10 protein-coding genes and 1 pseudogene are annotated in these 19,908 nt (G+C 71.3%); 10 read left to right on the top strand and 1 reads right to left on the bottom strand.

Features of this window, described 5'->3' with window-relative positions:
* Positions 1-41 precede the first annotated feature (41 nt).
* From ACPEH0_RS07980 to ACPEH0_RS07940, 9 genes and pseudogenes are all read left to right on the top strand, one after another.
* Entirely contained in the window at positions 42-2,372 is a 2,331-nt protein-coding gene (locus ACPEH0_RS07980) for an excinuclease ABC subunit UvrA (protein WP_366213512.1), read from the top strand.
* A 169-nt stretch (positions 2,373-2,541) separates the two neighbouring features.
* Positions 2,542-8,655 (top strand): Ig-like domain-containing protein, encoded by a 6,114-nt coding sequence (locus ACPEH0_RS07975; RefSeq protein WP_366213513.1) that lies wholly within the window; start codon positions 2,542-2,544, stop codon positions 8,653-8,655.
* Between the two features lie 33 nt (positions 8,656-8,688).
* The gene (locus ACPEH0_RS07970; RefSeq protein WP_064003569.1) at positions 8,689-9,660 is read left to right on the top strand and encodes an AAA family ATPase; all 972 of its coding nucleotides are present in this window, start codon (positions 8,689-8,691) and stop codon (positions 9,658-9,660) included.
* Complete coding sequence (locus ACPEH0_RS07965) at positions 9,660-11,000, top strand: DUF58 domain-containing protein (RefSeq protein ID WP_366213514.1); 1,341 nt, start codon at positions 9,660-9,662, stop codon at positions 10,998-11,000. Before ACPEH0_RS07970 ends, ACPEH0_RS07965 begins: the two co-directional genes overlap by 1 nt.
* Positions 10,997-13,309 carry a transglutaminase TgpA family protein gene (locus ACPEH0_RS07960; RefSeq protein ID WP_366213515.1) on the top strand — a complete coding sequence of 771 codons (2,313 nt, stop codon included), beginning with the start codon at positions 10,997-10,999 and terminating at the stop codon, positions 13,307-13,309. Before ACPEH0_RS07965 ends, ACPEH0_RS07960 begins: the two co-directional genes overlap by 4 nt.
* Positions 13,306-14,358 carry an RDD family protein gene (locus tag ACPEH0_RS07955; RefSeq protein ID WP_366213516.1) on the top strand — a complete coding sequence of 351 codons (1,053 nt, stop codon included), beginning with the start codon at positions 13,306-13,308 and terminating at the stop codon, positions 14,356-14,358. Before ACPEH0_RS07960 ends, ACPEH0_RS07955 begins: the two co-directional genes overlap by 4 nt.
* A pseudogene (locus ACPEH0_RS07950) lies at positions 14,355-15,170 on the top strand (PP2C family protein-serine/threonine phosphatase). The gene ACPEH0_RS07955 and the pseudogene ACPEH0_RS07950 overlap by 4 nt, the downstream one beginning before the upstream one ends.
* Positions 15,170-16,672 (top strand): FHA domain-containing protein, encoded by a 1,503-nt coding sequence (locus ACPEH0_RS07945; RefSeq protein WP_366213518.1) that lies wholly within the window; start codon positions 15,170-15,172, stop codon positions 16,670-16,672. Before ACPEH0_RS07950 ends, ACPEH0_RS07945 begins: the two are co-directional and overlap by 1 nt.
* Positions 16,669-18,345 carry a serine/threonine-protein kinase gene (locus tag ACPEH0_RS07940; protein WP_366213519.1) on the top strand — a complete coding sequence of 559 codons (1,677 nt, stop codon included), beginning with the start codon at positions 16,669-16,671 and terminating at the stop codon, positions 18,343-18,345. Before ACPEH0_RS07945 ends, ACPEH0_RS07940 begins: the two co-directional genes overlap by 4 nt.
* A 9-nt stretch (positions 18,346-18,354) precedes the next feature.
* On the opposite strand, the gene ACPEH0_RS07935 is transcribed toward ACPEH0_RS07940, so the two are convergent.
* The gene (locus ACPEH0_RS07935; RefSeq protein WP_217529910.1) at positions 18,355-18,789 is read right to left on the bottom strand and encodes a recombinase family protein; all 435 of its coding nucleotides are present in this window, start codon (positions 18,787-18,789) and stop codon (positions 18,355-18,357) included.
* Positions 18,790-18,909: 120 nt separating this feature from the next.
* On the opposite strand from ACPEH0_RS07935, the gene ypfJ reads away from it, so the two are divergent.
* Positions 18,910-19,779, top strand: a complete 870-nt coding sequence (gene ypfJ / locus ACPEH0_RS07930; protein WP_366213520.1) for a KPN_02809 family neutral zinc metallopeptidase — start codon at positions 18,910-18,912, stop codon at positions 19,777-19,779.
* Positions 19,780-19,908 lie beyond the last annotated feature (129 nt).

The raw sequence follows: 19,908 nt of genomic DNA, 5'->3' as shown, positions 1-19,908 counted from the left end.
TGCGCGAGGATCATGTGGGGACGGCGGGCGGAGAGGCGGACATGGCGGAGCACGAGATCACCGACGTCGACGGGCCGGCATCCGATCCTCCCATCGCCGACGCTCACGACGTCATCCGCGTCATCGGGGCGCGGGAGAACAACCTCAAGGGCGTCGACGTCGAGATCCCCAAGCGCCGCCTCACCGTCTTCACGGGGGTGAGCGGATCGGGCAAGTCCTCGCTCGTGTTCGGCACCATCGCGACCGAGTCGCAGCGCCTCATCAACGAGACGTACCCGACGTTCGTCCAGCAGTTCATGGCGCAGCTGTCCCGTCCCGAGGTCGACGGCCTCGAGAACATCAGCCCCGCGATCATCGTCGACCAGGAGCGGATGGGGGCCAACGCGCGCTCGACCGTCGGCACCGCGACCGACGCGTACTCGATGCTCCGGCTGCTCTTCAGCCGCCTCGGCGAGCCGCGGGTGGGGTCGCCGCAGGCGTTCTCGTTCAACATCCCGACCGTGCCCGGGTCCGACATCGTCACCGGCGGCATGTGCCCCCGGTGCGAGGGGCTCGGCGAGGTCAGCGACGTCGACCTCGACGAGCTCTTCGACAGCTCGAAGGCGCTCGCCGAGGGCGCGATCACCGTCCCCGGCTACAACGTGGACGGCTGGATGGTGCGGATCTTCACCGAGTCGGGGTTCCTCGACGCGGCCAAGCCCATCGCGCAGTACACCGAGCAGGAGCGCGCCGACTTCCTGTACAAGGAGCCGACCAAGGTCAAGCTCCAGAACATGAACATGACCTACGAGGGTCTGGTCCCGAAGATCACGAAGTCGTTCCTGCAGAAGGATCGGGAGGCGCTGCAACCCCACATCCGTGCGTTCGTGGATCGCGCCGTCAAGTTCCTCCCCTGCCCCGAGTGCGGCGGCAGCCGACTGAACGAAGGCGCCCGTGCCTGCCGCATCGACGGCGTGAACATCGCCGACGCCGCCGCGATGCAGATCACCGACCTCGCCGCGTGGCTCGACACGATCGATGCGACGACCGTCGGGCCGCTCCTGTCGGGGCTGCGCAAGGTCATCGCGTCGTTCGTCGACATCGGCCTCGGGTACCTGTCGCTCGACCGCTCGTCGGGGACCCTGTCCGGCGGCGAGGCGCAGCGGACGAAGATGATCCGTCACCTCGGCTCCGCGCTGACCGATGTCACCTACGTGTTCGACGAGCCCACCGCAGGACTCCATCCCCACGACATCCAGCGCATGAACGACCTGCTCCTGCTGCTGCGCGACAAGGGCAACACCGTCCTCGTCGTCGAGCACAAGCCCGAGGTCATCGCGATCGCCGACCACGTCGTCGACCTCGGCCCGCATGCGGGATCGCGCGGCGGGCGGATCATGTATGAGGGGGACGTCGCCGGGCTCCGGGCATCCGACACCCTCACGGGACGGCACCTCGATCACCGGGCAGCGCTGAAGACCTCGACTCGCCCGGCGACCGGTGCGCTGCAGATCCGCGGCGCCACCCAGCACAACCTCATAGGGGTGGACGTCGACATCCCGCTTGAGGTCTTGACGGTCGTGACCGGCGTGGCCGGGTCGGGCAAGTCCTCCCTCATCCACGGCAACGTCCCGTCGTTCGACGACGTCGTCGTCGTCGACCAGTCGCCGATCAAGGGGTCGCGCCGCTCCAGCCCGGCGACGTACACGGGCGTGCTCGATGCGATCCGCACGGCGTTCGCGAAGGCGAACGGGGTGAAGGCCTCGCTGTTCAGCGCGAACTCCGAGGGCGCGTGCCCGGCCTGCAAGGGGCTCGGGGTCATCATCACGAACCTCGGCTACACGCAGAGCGTCGAGACGCGATGCGAGGTCTGCGAAGGGTCCGGCTTCAGCGAAGCGGTGCTCGAGTACACGCTCGACGGCAGGAACATCGCCGAGGTGCTCGCGATGTCCGCCGAGGAGGCGCACGGGTTCACGACCGGACCGGCCAAGACGACGCTCGGTCGCATGATCGACGTCGGTCTCGGCTACATCACCCTCGGTCAAGCGCTCAACACGCTCTCGGGCGGTGAGCGGCAGCGGTTGAAGCTCGCGATCGCCATGGCGAAGAAGGGGGCGGTCTACGTCCTCGACGAGCCGACGACGGGGCTTCACCTCGCGGACGTCGACAACCTGCTCGCCCTGCTCGACCGATTGGTGGATGCCGGCAACTCCGTCATCGTCATCGAGCACCACCAGGCCGTCATGACGCACGCCGACCACATCATCGACCTGGGTCCCGGCGCCGGTCGCGACGGCGGTCGCATCGTGTTCGAGGGGACACCGGCGGCGCTCGTTGCCGACCGCAGCACGCTGACGGGCGAGCACCTGGCCCGCTACGTCGGCGCGGTCTGAGTCGACCGAACCGAAGAGCATAAGTGGGGAGAACTCCCCACGTCACGCGCTCGCCCGAAATTGGTCCCTCGCTTAGGCTTTACCGCGTCCACACGCCGTGTCGTCCGGTCCATCCATCGGGCGCGCACGGTCCTGCGAACTCGTCTGCCCGGGGGGAGTCAGAACGCTCATGAAGCCCTTCGCCTGGCTCCGTTCGCGGCCCCGCACGATGGCATCGATCGGCGCCGTGACCGCCGCCGTGGTCGCCATCGGCGTGCTCGCGCTCACCTACGACGGCGAGCCGACGACCGAGGTCGAACTGAACGACGGCGGCGTCTGGCTGACGAAGCAGACGAGCCTGCTGGTCGGGCACTTCAACAACGAGTCGCGCCTCCTCGACGGCGGCCTCCGCACGCTGTCGCAGGAGTACGACATCCAGCAGGCGGGCAACCGCGTCCTGGTCACGGACCAGACCGAGAACACCGCCACGGCGATCGACCCGGCTCGTGTCGTGCTCTCCGACAAGGCCGACCTGCCGTCGAACGCCCAGGTCGTGTTGGGCGGCCCGACCGTCGCGACGATGGACGAGGGTGGAGCGCTGCGTGCCGCGCCGTTCACCTCGCTCGCCGCCGTCGGCAAGGAAGCCGGCGATCCGATCGCCGAGCTCGGCCGGGGCGCCGCGGTCACGGTCAGCACGGCCGGCCTCGTCTACGCCGTCTCCGCCGAGAAGGGTGTGCTGTACGCCTATGCGCCCGACGCGCAGGGCGTGTTCGTCCAGACCGCCGAGCGCGAGCTCGAGGGCATCGAGAAGAACGACGAGCTGGCGATCACGTCCATCGGCGGCGTGAGCGTCGTCCTCGACCGCACGTCCTCGACGCTCTACACGAGCGACGGGCTCGTGACCCAGGTTCCCGACGAGGCGATCCTGCAGCAGCCCTCGAACGTGACCGACACCGTCACGCTCGCGACTCCCACCCAGCTGGTGCGCGTCCCGCTCGCGGGCGGCGATCCGGTCACGACGGATGCCGGTGACGGCGGCGCTCCCGCGCAGCCGGTCTACGTCGCGGGGTGCGCGTACGGGGCCTGGTCGGGCTCCGGCTCCTTCGTCCGCGACTGCGTCGGCGACGAGGACGACCTGACCAAGACGGTCGAGGGGATCGACCGCTCGAGCCAACTCCGCTTCCGCGTGAACCGCGACGTCGTGGTCCTCAACGACATCTTCGGCGGTTCCGCCTGGATGGCCAGCGACGCGCTCCAGCAGGTCGACAACTGGGAGGACCTCACGCCGCCCGAGGGCGAGGGTGAGGAAGAGGAGGAGACGACCGAGGAGACGGTCCAGTCGACGCTCCCCGAACGCGCCGAGAAGAACACCCCGCCGGTCGCGGAGAACGACCGCTACGGGGTACGTCCGGGCCGCACCACGGTGCTCCCCGTGCTGGAGAACGACCTCGACGCGGACGGCGACGTGCTCGTCGCGAAGGTCACGGGCGACCCGTCGATCGGCGAGATCACGCCCATCTACAATGGCACGGCTCTTCAGATCGCGCTGCCCGAGGATGCCGCGGGCACGACCTCGTTCCGGTACGAGGTGTCGGACGGTCGCGGCGGCAAGGACACGGCGCGTGTCGACCTCGAGGTCCGGCCGCTGAGCGAGAACTCGGCGCCCACGCAGAAGCGCAAGACCGCGATCACCGTCGAGCAGAGCGGTGTCGTGTCCTTCAACGTCCTCAGCGACTGGATCGACCCCGACGGCGACGACATCTTCCTGCTCGATGTCACCCCGGACGGCGGGGATGAGGCCGAGTTCACCTCCGACGGGCAGATCACCTACCGGGCGATCGGGGGCATGCAAGGGCGCAAGGACGTGCCCGTGGTCGTGTCCGACGGCAGTGACACCACCACGGGGGTGGCGAGGATCGACATCCGACCCCTCGGAACAACGATCCCCGTGACCAACGCGGACCACGTCGTGACGCGACCCGACCGTCCCGTCACGGTGCGACCGCTGACCAACGACACCAGTACCGGAAGCGAGCAGCTCCGGCTGACGCGCGTGGACGACGTCGACGGCGGAACGGTGACCCGTGATTATCCCGACAAGTCGTTCACGTTCGAGGCTCCGAACACCGGCACCTACTACGCCACGTACCTCGCCTCTGCGGGCGCGAACTCCGCTCCCGGCATCGTGCGCATCGACGTCCTTCCGGACGAGGATGCCGACGTCGCGCCGATTGCGGTGCGTGATGTCGCACTCCTCCCCGCAGGCGGCGATGTGCTCGTCAACGTGCTGGGCAACGACACGGACCCGGCCGGCGGCATCCTCGTGGTCCAGTCGGTCACCGTCGACGAGGACAGCGGAATCGCCGCGGCGGTGCTGGGACACGAGACGATCCGCGTCAGCGACCAGGCGTCCCTGGACAAGCAGGTGCGGCTGACCTACACCATCTCCAACGGATCGCAGTCCGCCACGGGCGAGGTCATCGTGATCCCGGTGCCCGCCCCCGAGAAACTACGCCCGCCGATCGCCGTCGACGACGAGGTCGTCGTCCGCGTCGGCGATGTCGTGACCATCCCCGTGATGGAGAACGACTTCCACCCGAACGGCGACGAGATCCACATCTCGCCCGAGCTCGTGCCGCCGCTCATCGATGAGGCCGACGGCGACCTCTTCGTCTCCGAGGACACTCTCCGCTTCCGCGCGGGTCCCGAGCCCAAGACGGTCAACGCGACCTACGAGGTCGAGGATTCGACGGGCCAGCGGGATGCCGGTTACGTCACCATCCGCATCCTCCCGCGTGACGACGACGCGAACGCCGCGCCGCGCCCCCGCGACGTGACGGTCCGCACCCTCAGCGGCTCGGGTGTGCAAGTGGCGATCGATCTCAACGGGATCGACGCCGATGGCGACTCGGTGGAGCTCGTCGGTCTCGCATCTTCTCCGAAGAAGGGCCGTGTGTCGGCCATCGACGCCGACTCGTTCACCTACACCGCATTCGAGGACTCGGTCGGTGTCGACCGCTTCCAGTACCGCGTCCGTGACAACCTCGGTAAGGAGGCGACGGCGATCATCGAGGTCGGCATCGCGCCGGCCGAGTCGACCAATCAGGCGCCGTACGCCGTGCGCGACACCATCACGATGCGGCCCGGCCGCACCGTCGCCGTCGACGCGCTCCAGAACGACTCCGACCCTGACGGTGACAAGTTCGGATTCGCGGAGAATGCGGTGAAGGTCGCGGACGTCCCGGGACTGAGCGCGGAGGTGTCAGGACAACAGCTCCTCATCACGGCGCCCGACGAGCCGATGCAGACCAGCGTGCTGTACACGATCGCCGACGAACGCGGACTCCGCGCGACGACCTCGGTGCAGATCACCGTCGACCCGGACGTGCCGTTGGCCCGGCCGATCGCTCGCGACGATCGGGTGCGGGCGGAGGACGTGGCCGAGGACGGTACCGTCGTCGTCGACGTGCTCGAGAACGACGACGACCCCGACGGCACCCGTTCGGCGCTGGAGGTCGCGCTCGGCGAGGGCGGAGAGAACGCGCGTGTCCTCTCAGGCGGTCGGGTGAGTCTCTCCGTAGGTGACGAGCGTCAGCTCATCACCTACCTCGTGACGGACGAGGACGACCAGGTCGCCGCAGCCTTCATCCACGTCCCGGCACTCGCCGATCTTCCGCCGACGCTGATCTCGGCGGAGGGCGTCACCGTCAAGAGCGGCGAGACGATCGAGCTTCCGCTGTCGGACTACGTCCGTGCGTCCGGGGGGCGCGACGTGGTCATCACGGAGACCGAGAAGGTGACTGCCGCACACAGCAACGGTGCGGGACTCGTCAAAGATGAGTCGACGCTCATCTACACCTCGGCGGACCGCTACTTCGGCGCGGACGCGTTGACCTTCGAAGTCACCGACGGCAATGGACCCGATGACGCGGACGGCCGCAAGGCCACGCTCACCATCCCGATCACGGTGACCCCACCCGACAACGAGCCCCCGACCATGATCGGTGCGTCCGTCTCGGTTGCGCCGGGCGAGGACCCGGCCACGCTCGGTCTGCGGGAGCTCGTCACTGACCCCGATCCGGGCGACATGGACAACCTCACGTTCGCGCTCGCCTCCGACCCGCCGGCTGGTGTGAGCGCCTCGGTCGACGGTCAGTCGTTGCAGGTGTCCGCCCAGCCCGACGTCGCGAAGGGCACGCGCTTCTCGCTCACCGTCCGCGTGACCGACAACGAGACCGAGCCCGTGGAGGCCAACATCCAGGTGACGGTGACCGCGTCGACGCGCGAGCTGCCCTCGGTGAACGACGATGTCGTCCTGCAGGCCGACCAGGGCGAGACCGTGTCCCTCAACGTCCTCGAGAACGATGTCAATCCCTTCCCTGACGCACCGCTCGAGATCGTGAACACGCAGATCGAGACGGGTGAGGTGACCAGCGTCGATGTCTCGGGTGGCACGGTCCGAGTGACGACGGGCAGTGAATTCGTCGGCAACGTCGTCGTCCGCTACACGGTGCAGGACGCGACGCAGGATGCCGACCGCCGGGTCGACGGCCGGATCCGCATCACGGTACAGGGCCGTCCCGATGCGCCCGGCAGGCCGACGGTGACCGCCGTGGAGAGCCGTACGGTCGTCCTCAGCTGGACGCCGCCGGTCGACAACGGTCGCCGCATCGAGGGCTACACCGTCACGTCGACGGCGGGCGGTTACACCCGCGAGTGCCCGTCCACGACCTGCACGCTGGACGGCCTGACGAACAACGTCGAGTACAACTTCGTCGTGACCGCGACGAACAGTGTCGGTGAGTCCGATCCGTCGGTCCCGTCGGAGACTGCTCGCCCGGACGTGCGGCCCGACCAGCCGGCCCCGCCGACACTGACCTTCGGCGACCGTAGCCTCGACGTCGCGTGGAAGACGCCGCGCACCGAGGGTTCTCCGGTGGAGAGCTACACCCTCGAGATCTCGCCGGCGCCGCCGTCCGGCGTCGCCCAGAAGACGGGCCTCACGGGCACCACGCACCGCTGGGAGGGGCTGCAGAACGGCACCGAGTACCAGGTGCGGGTGCGCGCTCACAACCGTGCTCCGGAGCCATCGGACTTCTCTCAGTGGTCCGCCGGTGAGATCCCGGCCGCCCCTCCGTCGGCCTCGGGCGCTCCCACAGTGGCTCGCCTCGAGCCGGTGGGGAACCGCGCGCAGATGCGCGTGTCCTGGAACCGGCCCGCTGAGAACGGCGACGCGATCGGCGGGTACGAGCTCCGCGTGATCCGCGGCGGCAACGTCGTCGACACGATCGCCGTACCCGCCGGACAGACCAGCCAGGCGGTCGTCGTCGACACGTCGCAGTCCGACTACACCTACGACGTCCGTGCGCAGAACAAGGCGGGATGGGGCGATCGAAGCCCGCAGTCGGCGCCGCGCCGCGCCTTCACGCCGCCCGGCGCGCCGTCGAACGTCGCGGCGCGCGAGGGTGACAACCAGGTCGTCGTGCAGTGGGAGCCCGGCGCGTCCAACGGCGCGAACACGAACGAGATCCAGTACCAGTACAGCGTGAACGGCAACGGCTGGCGGGCTGACTGGGTCGCCGGCGGCGGCTCGGGGACGTCGGGGACGATCGGCAACGGGGCGGTCAACAACAACGGTGCCTACACGATCCGGATCCGTGCGGTGGCCACCGCCGACGGCACGACGTACGAGGGGCCTGCCTCGGCGGCATCCAACCAGGTGCGGCCGTACGGCCAGATCGGCAAACCGACCGCGAGCGCGTCGACCATCGATGACGGCAGGACCATCAGGATGAGCTGGTCCTCGCCTGCCGCGAACGGTCGGCCCGTCACGACGGAGATCCGCACCGGCGACGGCAACGGGTGGCGCAAGGTCGCCGCTTCCGGCTCCGAGGACTACCGCGTGGACTACAGCACCACGCGCACCATCGAGGTCCGTACCAGTGCGGACGGAAGCAAGACCACGACGGCCCAGGCGAGTGCGCGCAGCGTGGATGCCCCGCCGCCACCTCAGCCTCGCGTATGGGTCACGCGAGGAGACCGCGCTCCACAGAGCTGCAACAACGGTTGCTACAAGTTTGTCGTCAACACCCGGGACTTCCCGGCGGGCCGATACAACGTCGCGTGCAAGTACAGCGGCGGCAGCGGCAACGTCAGCCCTAATGCCTTCGCCTACGACCTCCCCGCCAACGGCTCGAAGCAGATCGAGTGCTGGCTCGGCGCCGACGGCTACGACGTCTGGGTGGACATCCAGGGCTGGGGTGGTGCCGTTGACACGGAAAAGCAGTGGTGGCCGCGTGGATGAGTCGTTGAAGAATTTCGAGAGCAAGGACTACGAATGAGCATGACCCCCGAACAGGCGGCCTGGTTCCGCGACACGTTCACGCGTCTCGTCGACAACGTCGACCAGGCGCTGATGGGCAAGCGTGAGGTCGTCGGCCTCGTCCTCGCGGCGATGCTCGCCGAGGGACACGTGCTCCTCGAGGACGCGCCCGGTACCGGCAAGACCAGCCTCGCGAAGGCGCTCGCCGCCAGCGTGCAGGGCACGTCGACCCGCATCCAGTTCACGCCCGACCTGCTGCCCTCCGACGTGACGGGTGTCACGATCTACGACCAGCAGAACCACAAGTTCGAGTTCCACAAGGGACCCGTCTTCGCATCGATCGTGCTTGCGGACGAGATCAACCGCGCCTCGCCGAAGACGCAGTCGGCGCTCCTCGAGGTGATGGAGGAGTCGCGGGTCACGGTCGACGGTGTGCCGCACGAGGTGGGCCGTCCGTTCCTCGTCATCGCGACGCAGAACCCCATCGAGCAGGCGGGCACCTACAAGCTGCCCGAGGCGCAGCTCGACCGCTTCATGATCAAGACCTCGATCGGCTACCCGTCGCTCGCCGTCGCCGAGCGTATCCTCGCCGGCGAGGTCGACCGCAACCCGTCCGGCAAGCTGAGTCCCGTCATCACGACCAAGGCCGTCGCCGACATGGCCGACCTGGCCGCATCCGTCCACGTCGACCCCGCCGTCGCGCGGTACGCCGCCCAGCTCGTCGAGGCGACCCGCGAGTCGGATGCCACGAAGCTCGGCGTCTCGGTGCGCGGCGCGATCTCGATGATGCGGATCGCGCGCGTCGTCGCGGCATCCCAGGGACGTCACTACGTCATCCCCGACGACGTGAAGGCGCTCGCCGCACCGGTCTGGACCCACCGTCTCGTCCTCGACCCCGAGGCCGAGTTCGCCGGCACGACCTCGGAGTCGGTCATCGAGCGCGCGCTGGGCCAGGTCGAGGCACCCCTCGCGAGGGCGTCGGCCTGATGACGATGACGCCGGCGACGGTGGCCGCGGCGCCCGACGCGCCCGGCCCCTCCGGCGTGCCCGCAGACGCCCCGGACGAGACCACCGACGCGCCTCAGCTCGCCCCGCGTCAGGCGACGCGGGGGGAGAAGGTCCGGGAGGATGCCGGGGTGTGGGCGCGCCGCGCCGGGGCACGCTTCGCGGTCATCGCGGATGTGATCCAGGTCACCGGCTGGGTGGTCATCGCGGCCGCGATCGTCCTGTGGATCACCGCGTTCGCCCTCGGATGGCAGGAAGCGTTCGTCGCCGCGGTGGTGGCCACGATCCTCGCGCTGCTCTGCGCTGTCTTCCTCTTCGGCCGCACCGCCTACGACGTCGACCTCGACCTGACCCGCACCCGCGTCGTCGTGGGGGAGCGTGCGGTCGGCGCGCTGACCCTCGCGAACCGCACCTCGCGGTCGCTGCTCCCCTCGGAGGTCGTCCTGCCCGTCGGCGCCGGCCGCGGTCTGTTCCAGGTCCCGCGCCTGGCCGCGGGAGCAGAGCACGAGGAGCTCTTCGCCATCCCGACGACCGCCCGCGGCGTGCTCGCGGTCGGCCCCGTCAGCGTGCTCCGCGGCGACCCGTTGGGCCTGTTCGAACGAACCCACGATCGCCGGCAGGCCGTCGACCTGTTCGTCCACCCCCGCACGCTGCCGCTCGACGGCCTGTCGCTCGGCCAGATGCGCGACCTCGAGGGCCTGCCCGACCAGCACCTCGCGCGCGACGACGTGTCGTTCCACGCGCTGCGCGACTACCAGCCTGGCGACGACCTGCGCCACGTGCACTGGAAGTCGACGGCGCGCACCGGCACGCTGATGGTCCGCGAGTACGAGCAGACCCGGCGCTCCCACTTCGTCGTCGCCCTCTCCACCCACCCCGGCGAGTACCGCGACCCGGAGGAGTTCGAGACCGCGATCTCGGTCGCCGGCTCGATCGGCCTGCGCGCGCTGCGCGACTCCCGCACCCTCGACGTCCGCACCTCGGCGGGCAAGATCCGCGCCGAGACCGGACGCCGCTACCTCGACTCCCTCGCGGCCATCGAGCCCAGCAAGCCCCGCGAGGGCGGGATCGTCGCGCTCGCCGGCATCCTGGCCGCGCATTCCCCGGATGCCGCCGTGGCCGTCCTCATCTGCGGGTCCACGGTCGACGCGGGGCAGCTCCGGCTCGCCTGCTCGCGCGTGCCGTTCGGTGTGCGCACGCTCGCGATCATCGCGGACAGCCGCCTCGACGCCCCGGCCCTGCGCCGCGTGGGCGACGCGGACGTCGTGGCCCTGGGCGAGCTCGACCAGCTCCCGAACGCGATCCGCAAGGTCCTGTCGTGAACCGGCTGCGCTTCCTCCTGCTCCCCGGGTCGACGTGGCGTCGCCTCGTCGCCGACGTCGGCGCAGTCGTCCTCCTCCTCGCCGTCGGCATCGTCGGCTTCGCGGCGACGTTCGAGGGCGCGACCTACCTCGTCGCCGCCGTCGGCGCCCTCGTCGTCGGCATCGCCCTCGCGTGGGTCGGCGCGAGGTGGCGCTGGGGGGTGCTGACCCTCGCGGGTGCGACCGTCGCCGTGTACTTCCTGCTCGGCGGCGCGCTGGCCCTGCCCGCCACGACGTTCCTCGGCGCCATCCCGACCCTCGAGACGTGGCGTCAGCTCGCCTTCGGCATCGTGACGGCGTGGAAGGATCTGCTGACCACGGTGCCCCCCGTCGCGTCCGACGACGGCCACCTGATCGTCCCGTTCCTCATGACGCTCGTGGCGTCGGTGCTGACCGCATCGCTCGCGCTGCGGCTGCGTCGGCCCGCGTGGGCGCTGATCCCGGCATCCGCCTTCATCGCCGGCGAGATCCTGCTCGGCACGGCGCAGACCGTCGCCCCGATCGTGCAGGGTGCCCTGTTCGTCATCGTCGCCGTCATCTGGTTGGCGCTGCGCACCCTGTGGAGCCCGGAGCGCACCGCGGTCGAGGCCGCGACCCCCGGGGCGGATGCCTCGCGTGCCGCACGCCTGCGCCGCCTCGTCTCGGGCGGGGTCGTCGTCGCCCTCGCGACCGGAGCGGGGGCGGCCGTCGCGGCGACCGCCGCCCCGCCTACGCAGCGCTACATCCTGCGCGACTTCGTCGTGCCGCCCTTCGACATCCACGACTACGCGAGCCCCCTGCAGTCCTGGCGCGGCTACGTCCGCGACTTCGAGAGCGAACCCCTGTTCACGGTGAGCGGCCTGCCTGAGGACGCTCGGGTTCGGCTTGCGACGATGGACGCCTACGACGGCATCGTCTACAACGTCGCCGAGGACGGCGCGGGCTCGTCGAGCGCCTTCACCCCCGTCCGGTCCAACATGTCGCCGCAGGCGAAGGGCGACGAATCGACCGTGCGCGTCGACATCGAGAACCTCGACGGCGTCTGGCTGCCGTCGGTCGGTTCCGCCCACGAGATCACCTTCGCCGGTGATCGGGCGAACGACCTGCGCCGCGGCGCGCACTTCAACGACGGCACCGGCACCGCCGTCGTCACCTCCGGGGTCCGCTCCGGCGACCAGTACACGATCGACACGACCGTGCCTGTGGAGCCGACGGACGAGCAACTCGCCGACCAGCAGTTCGCCCCGCTGAAGATGCCGCGGCAGACCGGCATCCCCCGGTCCCTCAGTGAACTCGCCTCGGACGCCACGGAAGAAGCCGAGACCCCGATCGAGCGGGCGCGCGCGCTCGAGAGCTATCTGCAGAGCGAGGGCTACTTCAGCCACGGTCTGGCCGACGACGTCTACTCGCCCTCCGGTCACGGCGCCGCACGGATCACGATGCTCGTCTCGAACGAGCAGATGGTCGGCGACGACGAGCAGTACGCGGTCACGATGGCGCTCATGGCCCTGCAGCTCGGGATGCCCGCGCGGGTGGTCATGGGCTGGTACCCCGACGAGGGCGAGCAGGACGGGAGCGGGGTCTTCACCGCCACCGGCGACAACATGCACGCCTGGGTCGAGATCGCGTTCGAGGATGCCGGATGGGTGACCTTCGATCCGACCCCCGACGAGGACAACGAGCCGAGCCAGCAGAACACGAAGCCGCGCGCCAACCCGAAGCCGCAGGTCCTGCAGCCGCCGCCGCCCGCGCAGGAGCCGGCGGAGTTGCCGCCGGCGCTCGCCGAGGAGCGCGACCAGGACGAGGAGGAGCCTCCGGGGCTCGACTGGCTCGGACCGGTGCTTCTGTGGACCGGGATCGGTCTCGGCACCCTCCTGCTCCTCCTCTCGCCGTTCCTCGTGATCGGCGGGGTGAAGGCCGCCCGCCGCACCCGCCGCCTGCGCGCCGAGCGCACCGCCGACCGGGTGTCGGGCGGGTGGGATGAGCTCGTCGACCGCGCCGTGGACTACCGCGTCGCGGTGCCGCCGGGGTCCACGCGCGCCGAGAGCGCCCGCGCCGTGGGGGAGACCTTCGACGGTCCCCGCGTCGCGACCCTCGCCCAGCGCGCCGACGCCGAGGTGTACGGCCCCGGCGACCCCACGCCGGAGGACGTCGACGCGTTCTGGCGCGAGGTCGACGAGATCGTCGCGGGCATGGCGGGCGGTGCCACGTTCTGGCAGCGGCTGCGCGCCCGCCTGAGTCTGCGGTCGCTGCGACGGGGTGGGATCCGGCGAACGGTGCGACGGCCATGACCGCCCGCGTGCCCGCGACGATGCGCCACCGTATCCTCGCCGTCGTCATCGACTCCGCGATCGCGGCCGCCGTGAACGGGGTCGCCGTCGGCATCGTGGTCGCCCTGTCGATGGTGACCGCGGTCCCGATCCTCTGGCTGCTGCCCGTGCTCGCCGTCGTCAGCACGGCCTGGTTCCTCGTTTACACCGCGATGCAGGGCGGTCGCGGCTCTCTCGGCATGCGCTTCATGGGGGTACGGTTGGCCCACGCCTCCGACGACGCCGAACTCGGATTCGGGCGCGCGCTCGGTCGCAACCTCCTCTGGGGCCTCACGGCGAGCGTCGTCGTCGGGTTCTTCTCGCCGCTGTTCGACTCCTCGCGCTGGCGGCGAGGGTGGCACGACCTCGCCTCGGGCGCGGTCGTCGACGTGGCACCCGCCCCGCGCCCATCGGCCCCCGTCGAGCAGTCCCCGGCGGACGTGCAGCTCGCGCCGCTCCCGGCGCCCGATCCCGCTCCCGCTCCCGCTCCGGCGGTGCTCGCGGCCACGGTGCCGCCCGCCCCCTCGGGCGCCGTCCGGCCCGTCGGCGCGCCGGCATCGGGCCCTCTGCCCCCGCCCTCGTGGGCCCCGGCATCCGTCCCCGCGAACCGTCGCATCCCGCGCACCCTCCCCGTCGACGTGATCTCCACGGTTCCCGGCGCGCCGCACCGAGACGGCCTGCCCGCGACGGCCGCGCGGGTCGCGCCCCCGGTGATCGCGATCCTCGGGTGGGATGACGGCACCCGGCACACCGTCTACGAGCCCACCCTGTTCGGTCGCGGCCCCGGTCAGCAGCCGGGACGGCGCAGCACCGCGGTGCGCGACGAGACGCTCTCGCTGTCGAAGACGCATTTCGAGATCGGCGCCGACGACGAGGGCACGTGGGTCGTCGACCGGCATTCCCTCAACGGGGTTGTCATCGTGCGGGCCGGCCAGCCGCAGCGCCTCCTGCCCGGGCGACGGGCGCGCGTGTGGTCGGGCGACGTCCTCGAACTCGGCGACCGGCGGCTCACGGTGGAGAGCGCCCGGTGACGGCGATCGACGTCCGCGTCGGAGCGGCGACCCACCCGGGGCTGCGTCGCCGCGTCAACGAGGACTCGTACCTCGCGGAGTACCCCCTGTTCCTCGTCGCCGACGGCATGGGCGGCCACGACGCCGGCGCCGCCGCGAGCGGGGCGGTCGTCGCCGCGTTTCGCGCCCTCGTCGGGCGGGACTCCGTCGGCATCGAGGGGATGCGGGCCGCCCTGTCGCGTGCCCGCGTCGCCGTCGAGCGCATCGGGTATGCGGGGCGCGCGGCGGGCACGACCCTCAGCGGCGTCGCGGTCACCGAGGTCGGCGGGCACGGCTACTGACTCGCGGTCAACGTGGGCGATTCGCGCACGTACCGCTTCGCGGACGGCGAGCTCGAGCAGATCAGCGTGGACCACTCCGTCGTGCAGGAGCTCATCGACGCGGGCGAACTGACCGGCGACGCCGCCGGTCGTGATTCCCGCCGCAACGAGATCACGCGCGCGATCGGCGGCGGCAGCGGCGGCGAGGCGGACTTCTGGCTGCTCGCGGCCGAGGCGGGGGATCGCATCCTGGTCTGCTCGGACGGGCTCTCGGGCGAGGTGCCCGAGGAGCGCATCACCGGCATCCTGCGCGACGTCGTCGATCCGCAGGGTGCCGCGACCCGCCTCGTCCACGAGGCGATGCTGCACGGCGGACGCGACAACATCACGGCCGTCGTGGTCGATGCCGTGCGCGTCGCGGGGCAGGATGAGGGGGACACGACGCCCGGCCTCGGGTCGTCGGACGCCGATGAGGACACACGGCCGCGTGCAGCGGCAGGAGGAGACGCCTGATGCGCGCAGTGCGGTATCGGCCCGACGGCAATGCCGAGGCGTGGCGTGCGGCGGTGACCGGGTCGGCGCTGGCCGTGCTGCCCCCCGCGGTCACGCCGCACGCCGTCGAGGGCGTGTGGCGCCGTCTCGAGGGCGGCGGCATCGGCGCCGTGCTCGACTCGCTCACCGGCGCGTTCGGCACCTCGCTCGCCGCGATCCCGCCGTTCGGCCTCGCGGTCGCCGAGGGTGACGGCGTCCGCGTCGCGGTGCGCGGCCCCGTCTCGCTCGTCGTCGAGACGGCGGACGGCGTCGAGGAGGTGTCGGGAGCGGGTGTCGCGACCTGGACCGAGCGATTCCTGCCGCGCGCCGTCCGGGTGAGCGTCGACATCGGTGCGGGATCGGATGCCGATCTGCTGCCCATCGAGTCGGGGGTCGTGCCCGCGGCCCAGATCGTCTTCGACCTCGTCGCGCGCGACGCCGCACGGGCAGCCGCGCCTGTCGAGGCCCCCGCGTCACCCGTGGCCGATTCTGCGGAGAAGGCGCCGTCGGCAGATGTGCCCGAGAACGATGTCGCGGAGTCGGATGCCGCGGAGCCGGAGGCCGCAGCGCCGGAGTCGGATTCGGCCGAGCAGGAGCCGGAGCCCGACCCGACCGCCGCCGAATCGGAGCCCACAGAATCGGCCGCGCCCGAACCGCACGCCGCAGCGCCGGAGCCCGCGAAGCCGGGCCCCGCGGAGCCGGACCACGACGCCGTGGCGGAGGACATCGGCGAGACGATCGCCTCCTCGCGCACGCTCGCGAAGGACTCCCCGCCCGCGCCGCCGGCAGTCCCCGGGCTGGTGATCGGGGTGCCTCCCGTGCACACGCTCGGCGAATCGCCGGTGTCGACCCCCGGCATCCCCGAGGCGACCCGCGCGCCCGACGGGGGCGAGACCATCGCCGGGATCGACGAGGACCCCGTGCTCGGGGCGACCATCGCGAGCCCGCGCACCGCCGCGCAGGGGACCGCGCCGGTGCCCGCGCTGCCGCCGTTCGTGCCGCCCCACCTGCCCGCCCCGCCGCTGCCCGGCACCGCCGAGCTCGGCGATCACGACGGCGCGACGGTGTCGGTCGCCGAAGCCCGCGCGATGCGCGCGGCATCCGCCTTCGACTCGATCGAGGACGTCCCGCCGCGCAGTCCGTCGCGCGGGCGCATCCGCCTCGCCGACGGGCGGGTCATCGAGCTCGAGCGCACGGTCATCGTCGGTCGACGCCCGCGCTCGACCCGCCCCGCCGAGAACGAGCTGCCCACGCTCGTCGCGGTCGACGGACCGCAGCACGACATCTCGCGCAACCACGTCGAGATCCGCGCCGAGGGTGAGCACGTGCTCGCCGTCGACCTGGCGAGCACCAACGGCACCGTCCTGCTGCGCGGCGGACACGACCCCGTGCGGTTGCACCCCAACGAGCCGACCATGGTCATCGACGCGGACGTGCTCGACCTGGGCGACGGTGTCACGCTGACCTTCGAGGACCTGCCGTGAGTGCGAAGCGCGCTCCCGCCGCGCCGCCGCAGCTCCCCGGTTTCTCGTACGTCCAGGTCCTCGGCTCCGGCGGCTTCGCCGACGTGTACCTGTACGAGCAGGCCCTGCCGCGCCGCCGCGTGGCGGTGAAGGTGCTCCTCGCCGAGAAGATGACCAGCGGCGCCGTCGAGCAGTTCCAGGCCGAGGCGAACGTCATGGCGATGCTCTCGACGCATCCCGCCATCGTCACGATCTACCAGGCCGGGGTGGCCGAGGACGGCCGGTCGTACCTCGTCATGGAGTACTGCTCCAAGCCGAACCTGCAGGTGCGCGCCCGCTCGGCGCCCATCTCGGTCGCCGAGGCGCTCCGTGTCGGCATCCAGGTCGCCGCCGCGGTCGAGACGGCCCACCGCGCCGGCATCCTGCACCGCGACATCAAGCCCGCGAACATCCTGGTCACCGAGTACAACCGTCCCGCGCTGACCGACTTCGGCATCGCGACGACCGCCGATGGCCGCGATCCTTCCGCGGGGATGTCGATCCCGTGGTCGCCTCCGGAATCCTTCGCCGACAACCCCGAGTTCACGGTGCAGTCCGACGTGTGGGCGCTGGGCGCAACGGTCTACAACCTGCTCGCCGGCCGCTCGCCCTTCGAGGTGCCCGGCGGTCGCAACGGCGGCGCCGACCTGATCCGCCGCATCGACTCCGAGCCGCTCGCGCGTCCGGAGCGACCCGACGCTCCCGCATCCCTCTTCCAGGTGCTCGAGCGGGCGATGGCCAAGCGCCCGGTGGACCGGTTCGAGTCGGCCGTCGCCTTCGCCCGCGCGCTGCAGAAGGTGCAGATCGAGCTCGCGCACTCGGTCACCCCGATCGACATCCTCGACGATGCGCCGCCCGTCGAGGAGCAGGAGGAGGACGGCGAGCTCACGCGCGTGCGGGGCATCGTCAGCATCGATCCGCACACCGCACCCGCCGCAGGGCCCACGTGGGAGCGTTCGGCTCTCGCCGCCGGTTTCGGGACGGGCCCCGACGCGACGGTCCAGCGCGACACCTCGGGTTGGGCGCCCGGTGGCGCGCCCGCCGACACGGGAGCGGACGCCACCGTGCTGCGCCCGCCGACTGCCATCCCGCCGGCCGCGCCGGTGACGAGCGAGGTCGACGAGGGCACGATGCTGCGTGCCCCCCAGCGCACAGCGGCCACCCCCGCGGCGACCCCCGCGGCGACGGGACCTGCGCCCGCCACTGCCACGACCGCGCCGCCGGCGCGCTCGCGCAAGGGGCTGTGGATCGGCCTCATCGCGGCGGCCGTCGTCGCGGTCGTCGTGGTAGGTGCGGTCCTCGTCGCCTCGGCACTGGCGCCGTCCGCCGAGGTGGCGGGCCCGCAGGAGACGGCGACGACCGCCCCCGAGCCGCAGGACCCGGTGGCGGACTTCATCGCCGCGCCGGAGAAGAGCGACCACACGATCCGAGGCGGCGAGGTGATCTTCCGCTGGGTCAACCCCGATCCGCAGGAGGGCGACACCTACGTCTGGCAGCGGGTGCGGCTCGACGGCGGCGAGGCGGCCGCCGAGAACGTCGCGGAGACGAGCGTCGTCGTCCCGCTCGACGGCGACACGCAGGTCTGCATCGACGTCAGCGTACGGCGCGAGAACGGCGCGACGAGCGACGCGACGCGCCTCTGCGCCTCGTCCTGAGGGGGCGGATCAGCCCCGGTCGAGGACCTTCACGATCACCGACCGGCGGCGCAGCTCCGCGATCGTCCGGGTCTCCTCGTGCGCGTCGCGCCCGAGCGCCTTCACGTCCGTGACGACGAGGACGTCCCCGGCGCCGAGGCGGCCGAACAGTCGCGTGAGCCGGTCCTCCCACGTCTCGCCGGTCTCGGGGGCGGGATGCCGGAACCCGGCGATCGGCACCCCGAACTTCGCGAGCGCCTCGCGCTGCGCGACGATGCTCGGCATGTCGGGGCGCGAGACGACGAGACCGACGAGCCGGGATCCGGCGGGCAGGGCGAGCCACCACTCGGGGCTCGGATCGACTGCGGCGAACCCCGGGGCATCCGTCATCGGGTCGTCGGGGATCGCGATGGTGCGCGACTCGGCGTAGTCGCCGGGTGTCGGCTGGTCGGCGTGTGCGTCCACGGTGATCTCCTCGCTCGCTCCCATTGTGTCCGATGACGGCGGTGCCGCGAATCCGAGCACGGTCGAGGCCGTCGCCGCAACCCGTTCCGCGCGCGGGATCGGCGGGCGTACCGTTCCGGCATGACCTTCAACCCGGATGCGGACGTACGGGGCTCGCGCGCGACCCGCCGCGGCGGCCGGGGCGCCGTGATCGCCGGCGGTGCCGGCGGCGCGGGAGCCGTCGTCGTGCTGCTGCTGTTCATGTTCACGGGGCAGGACTTCAGCGGCTTCCTCGGCGGAGGCGGCGGGGGTGGCACGTCCCCCGACCAGGGCGTCGTGGAGAACTGCGACAGCGGGGCGGACGCCAACGCGAACGACGACTGCCGCCTCGACGCCGGCGAAGAGGTCATCAACACGTACTGGCAGAGCGAGCTCGACGGCTACGAGAAGCCGCAGCTCGTGCTCGTGGAGCAGCAGGCGCAGACGCCGTGCGGCACGGCATCCAATCAGACCGGTCCGTTCTACTGCCCGACCGATCGCACCGTCTACATCGATCCCACGTTCTGGAGCATCCTGCGCGGACAGCTCGGCGCCGAGGGCGGCGACCTCGCCCAGCTGTACGTGCTCGCCCACGAGTACGGGCACCACGTGCAGAACCTCCTCGGCGTCTTCGAGGAGTACCCGCGCGACGGCACCGGCGAGGACAGCAACGCCGTCCGCACCGAGCTCCAGGCCGACTGCTTCGCGGGCGCCTGGACCGCCGCCGCTCCCGACCAGAAGGATGCCGAGGGTCGGCCGTTCCTCCTCGAACCCACGCAGGCGCAGATCGACGATGCGCTGAACGCGGCCGCCGCCGTCGGCGACGACCACATCCAGCAGCAGTCCGGTCAGGTGAATCCCGAGAGCTGGACGCACGGATCGAGCGCGCAGCGGCAGCGATGGTTCATGGCCGGGTACGAGGGCGGCAGCACCGCGTGCGACACGTTCGCGGTGCCGGCGGGGGAGCTCTGAGGGCCGCCGGAGGCCCCGACTGCTAGACTGGGTGGGTTGCGGCATCCTTCCCTGGTGCCCCTCGCGTCGTAGAACGCATCATCCGCTGCCGATCCATCGATCGTCGCCGGCGACTCCTTCTCACGGCGA

Origin of the sequence: Microbacterium sp. NPDC079356 (assembly GCF_049545465.1) — a bacterium.
Lineage (GTDB): Bacteria > Actinomycetota > Actinomycetes > Actinomycetales > Microbacteriaceae > Microbacterium > Microbacterium gawkjiense.
Note: the sequence above shows the minus strand (reverse complement) of the source record. Positions and strands in the feature narration are given on the sequence as shown.

What these genes read in the sequence shown, in the direction of transcription:
- ACPEH0_RS07980 (WP_366213512.1), top strand. Translation starts at nt 42, where the DNA reads ATGGCGGAGCACGAGATCACCGACGTCGACGGGCCGGCATCCGATCCT.
- ACPEH0_RS07975 (WP_366213513.1), top strand. Translation starts at nt 2,542, where the DNA reads ATGAAGCCCTTCGCCTGGCTCCGTTCGCGGCCCCGCACGATGGCATCG.
- ACPEH0_RS07970 (WP_064003569.1), top strand. Translation starts at nt 8,689, where the DNA reads ATGAGCATGACCCCCGAACAGGCGGCCTGGTTCCGCGACACGTTCACG.
- ACPEH0_RS07965 (WP_366213514.1), top strand. Translation starts at nt 9,660, where the DNA reads ATGACGATGACGCCGGCGACGGTGGCCGCGGCGCCCGACGCGCCCGGC.
- ACPEH0_RS07955 (WP_366213516.1), top strand. Translation starts at nt 13,306, where the DNA reads ATGACCGCCCGCGTGCCCGCGACGATGCGCCACCGTATCCTCGCCGTC.
- ACPEH0_RS07945 (WP_366213518.1), top strand. Translation starts at nt 15,170, where the DNA reads ATGCGCGCAGTGCGGTATCGGCCCGACGGCAATGCCGAGGCGTGGCGT.
- ypfJ (WP_366213520.1), top strand. Translation starts at nt 18,910, where the DNA reads ATGACCTTCAACCCGGATGCGGACGTACGGGGCTCGCGCGCGACCCGC.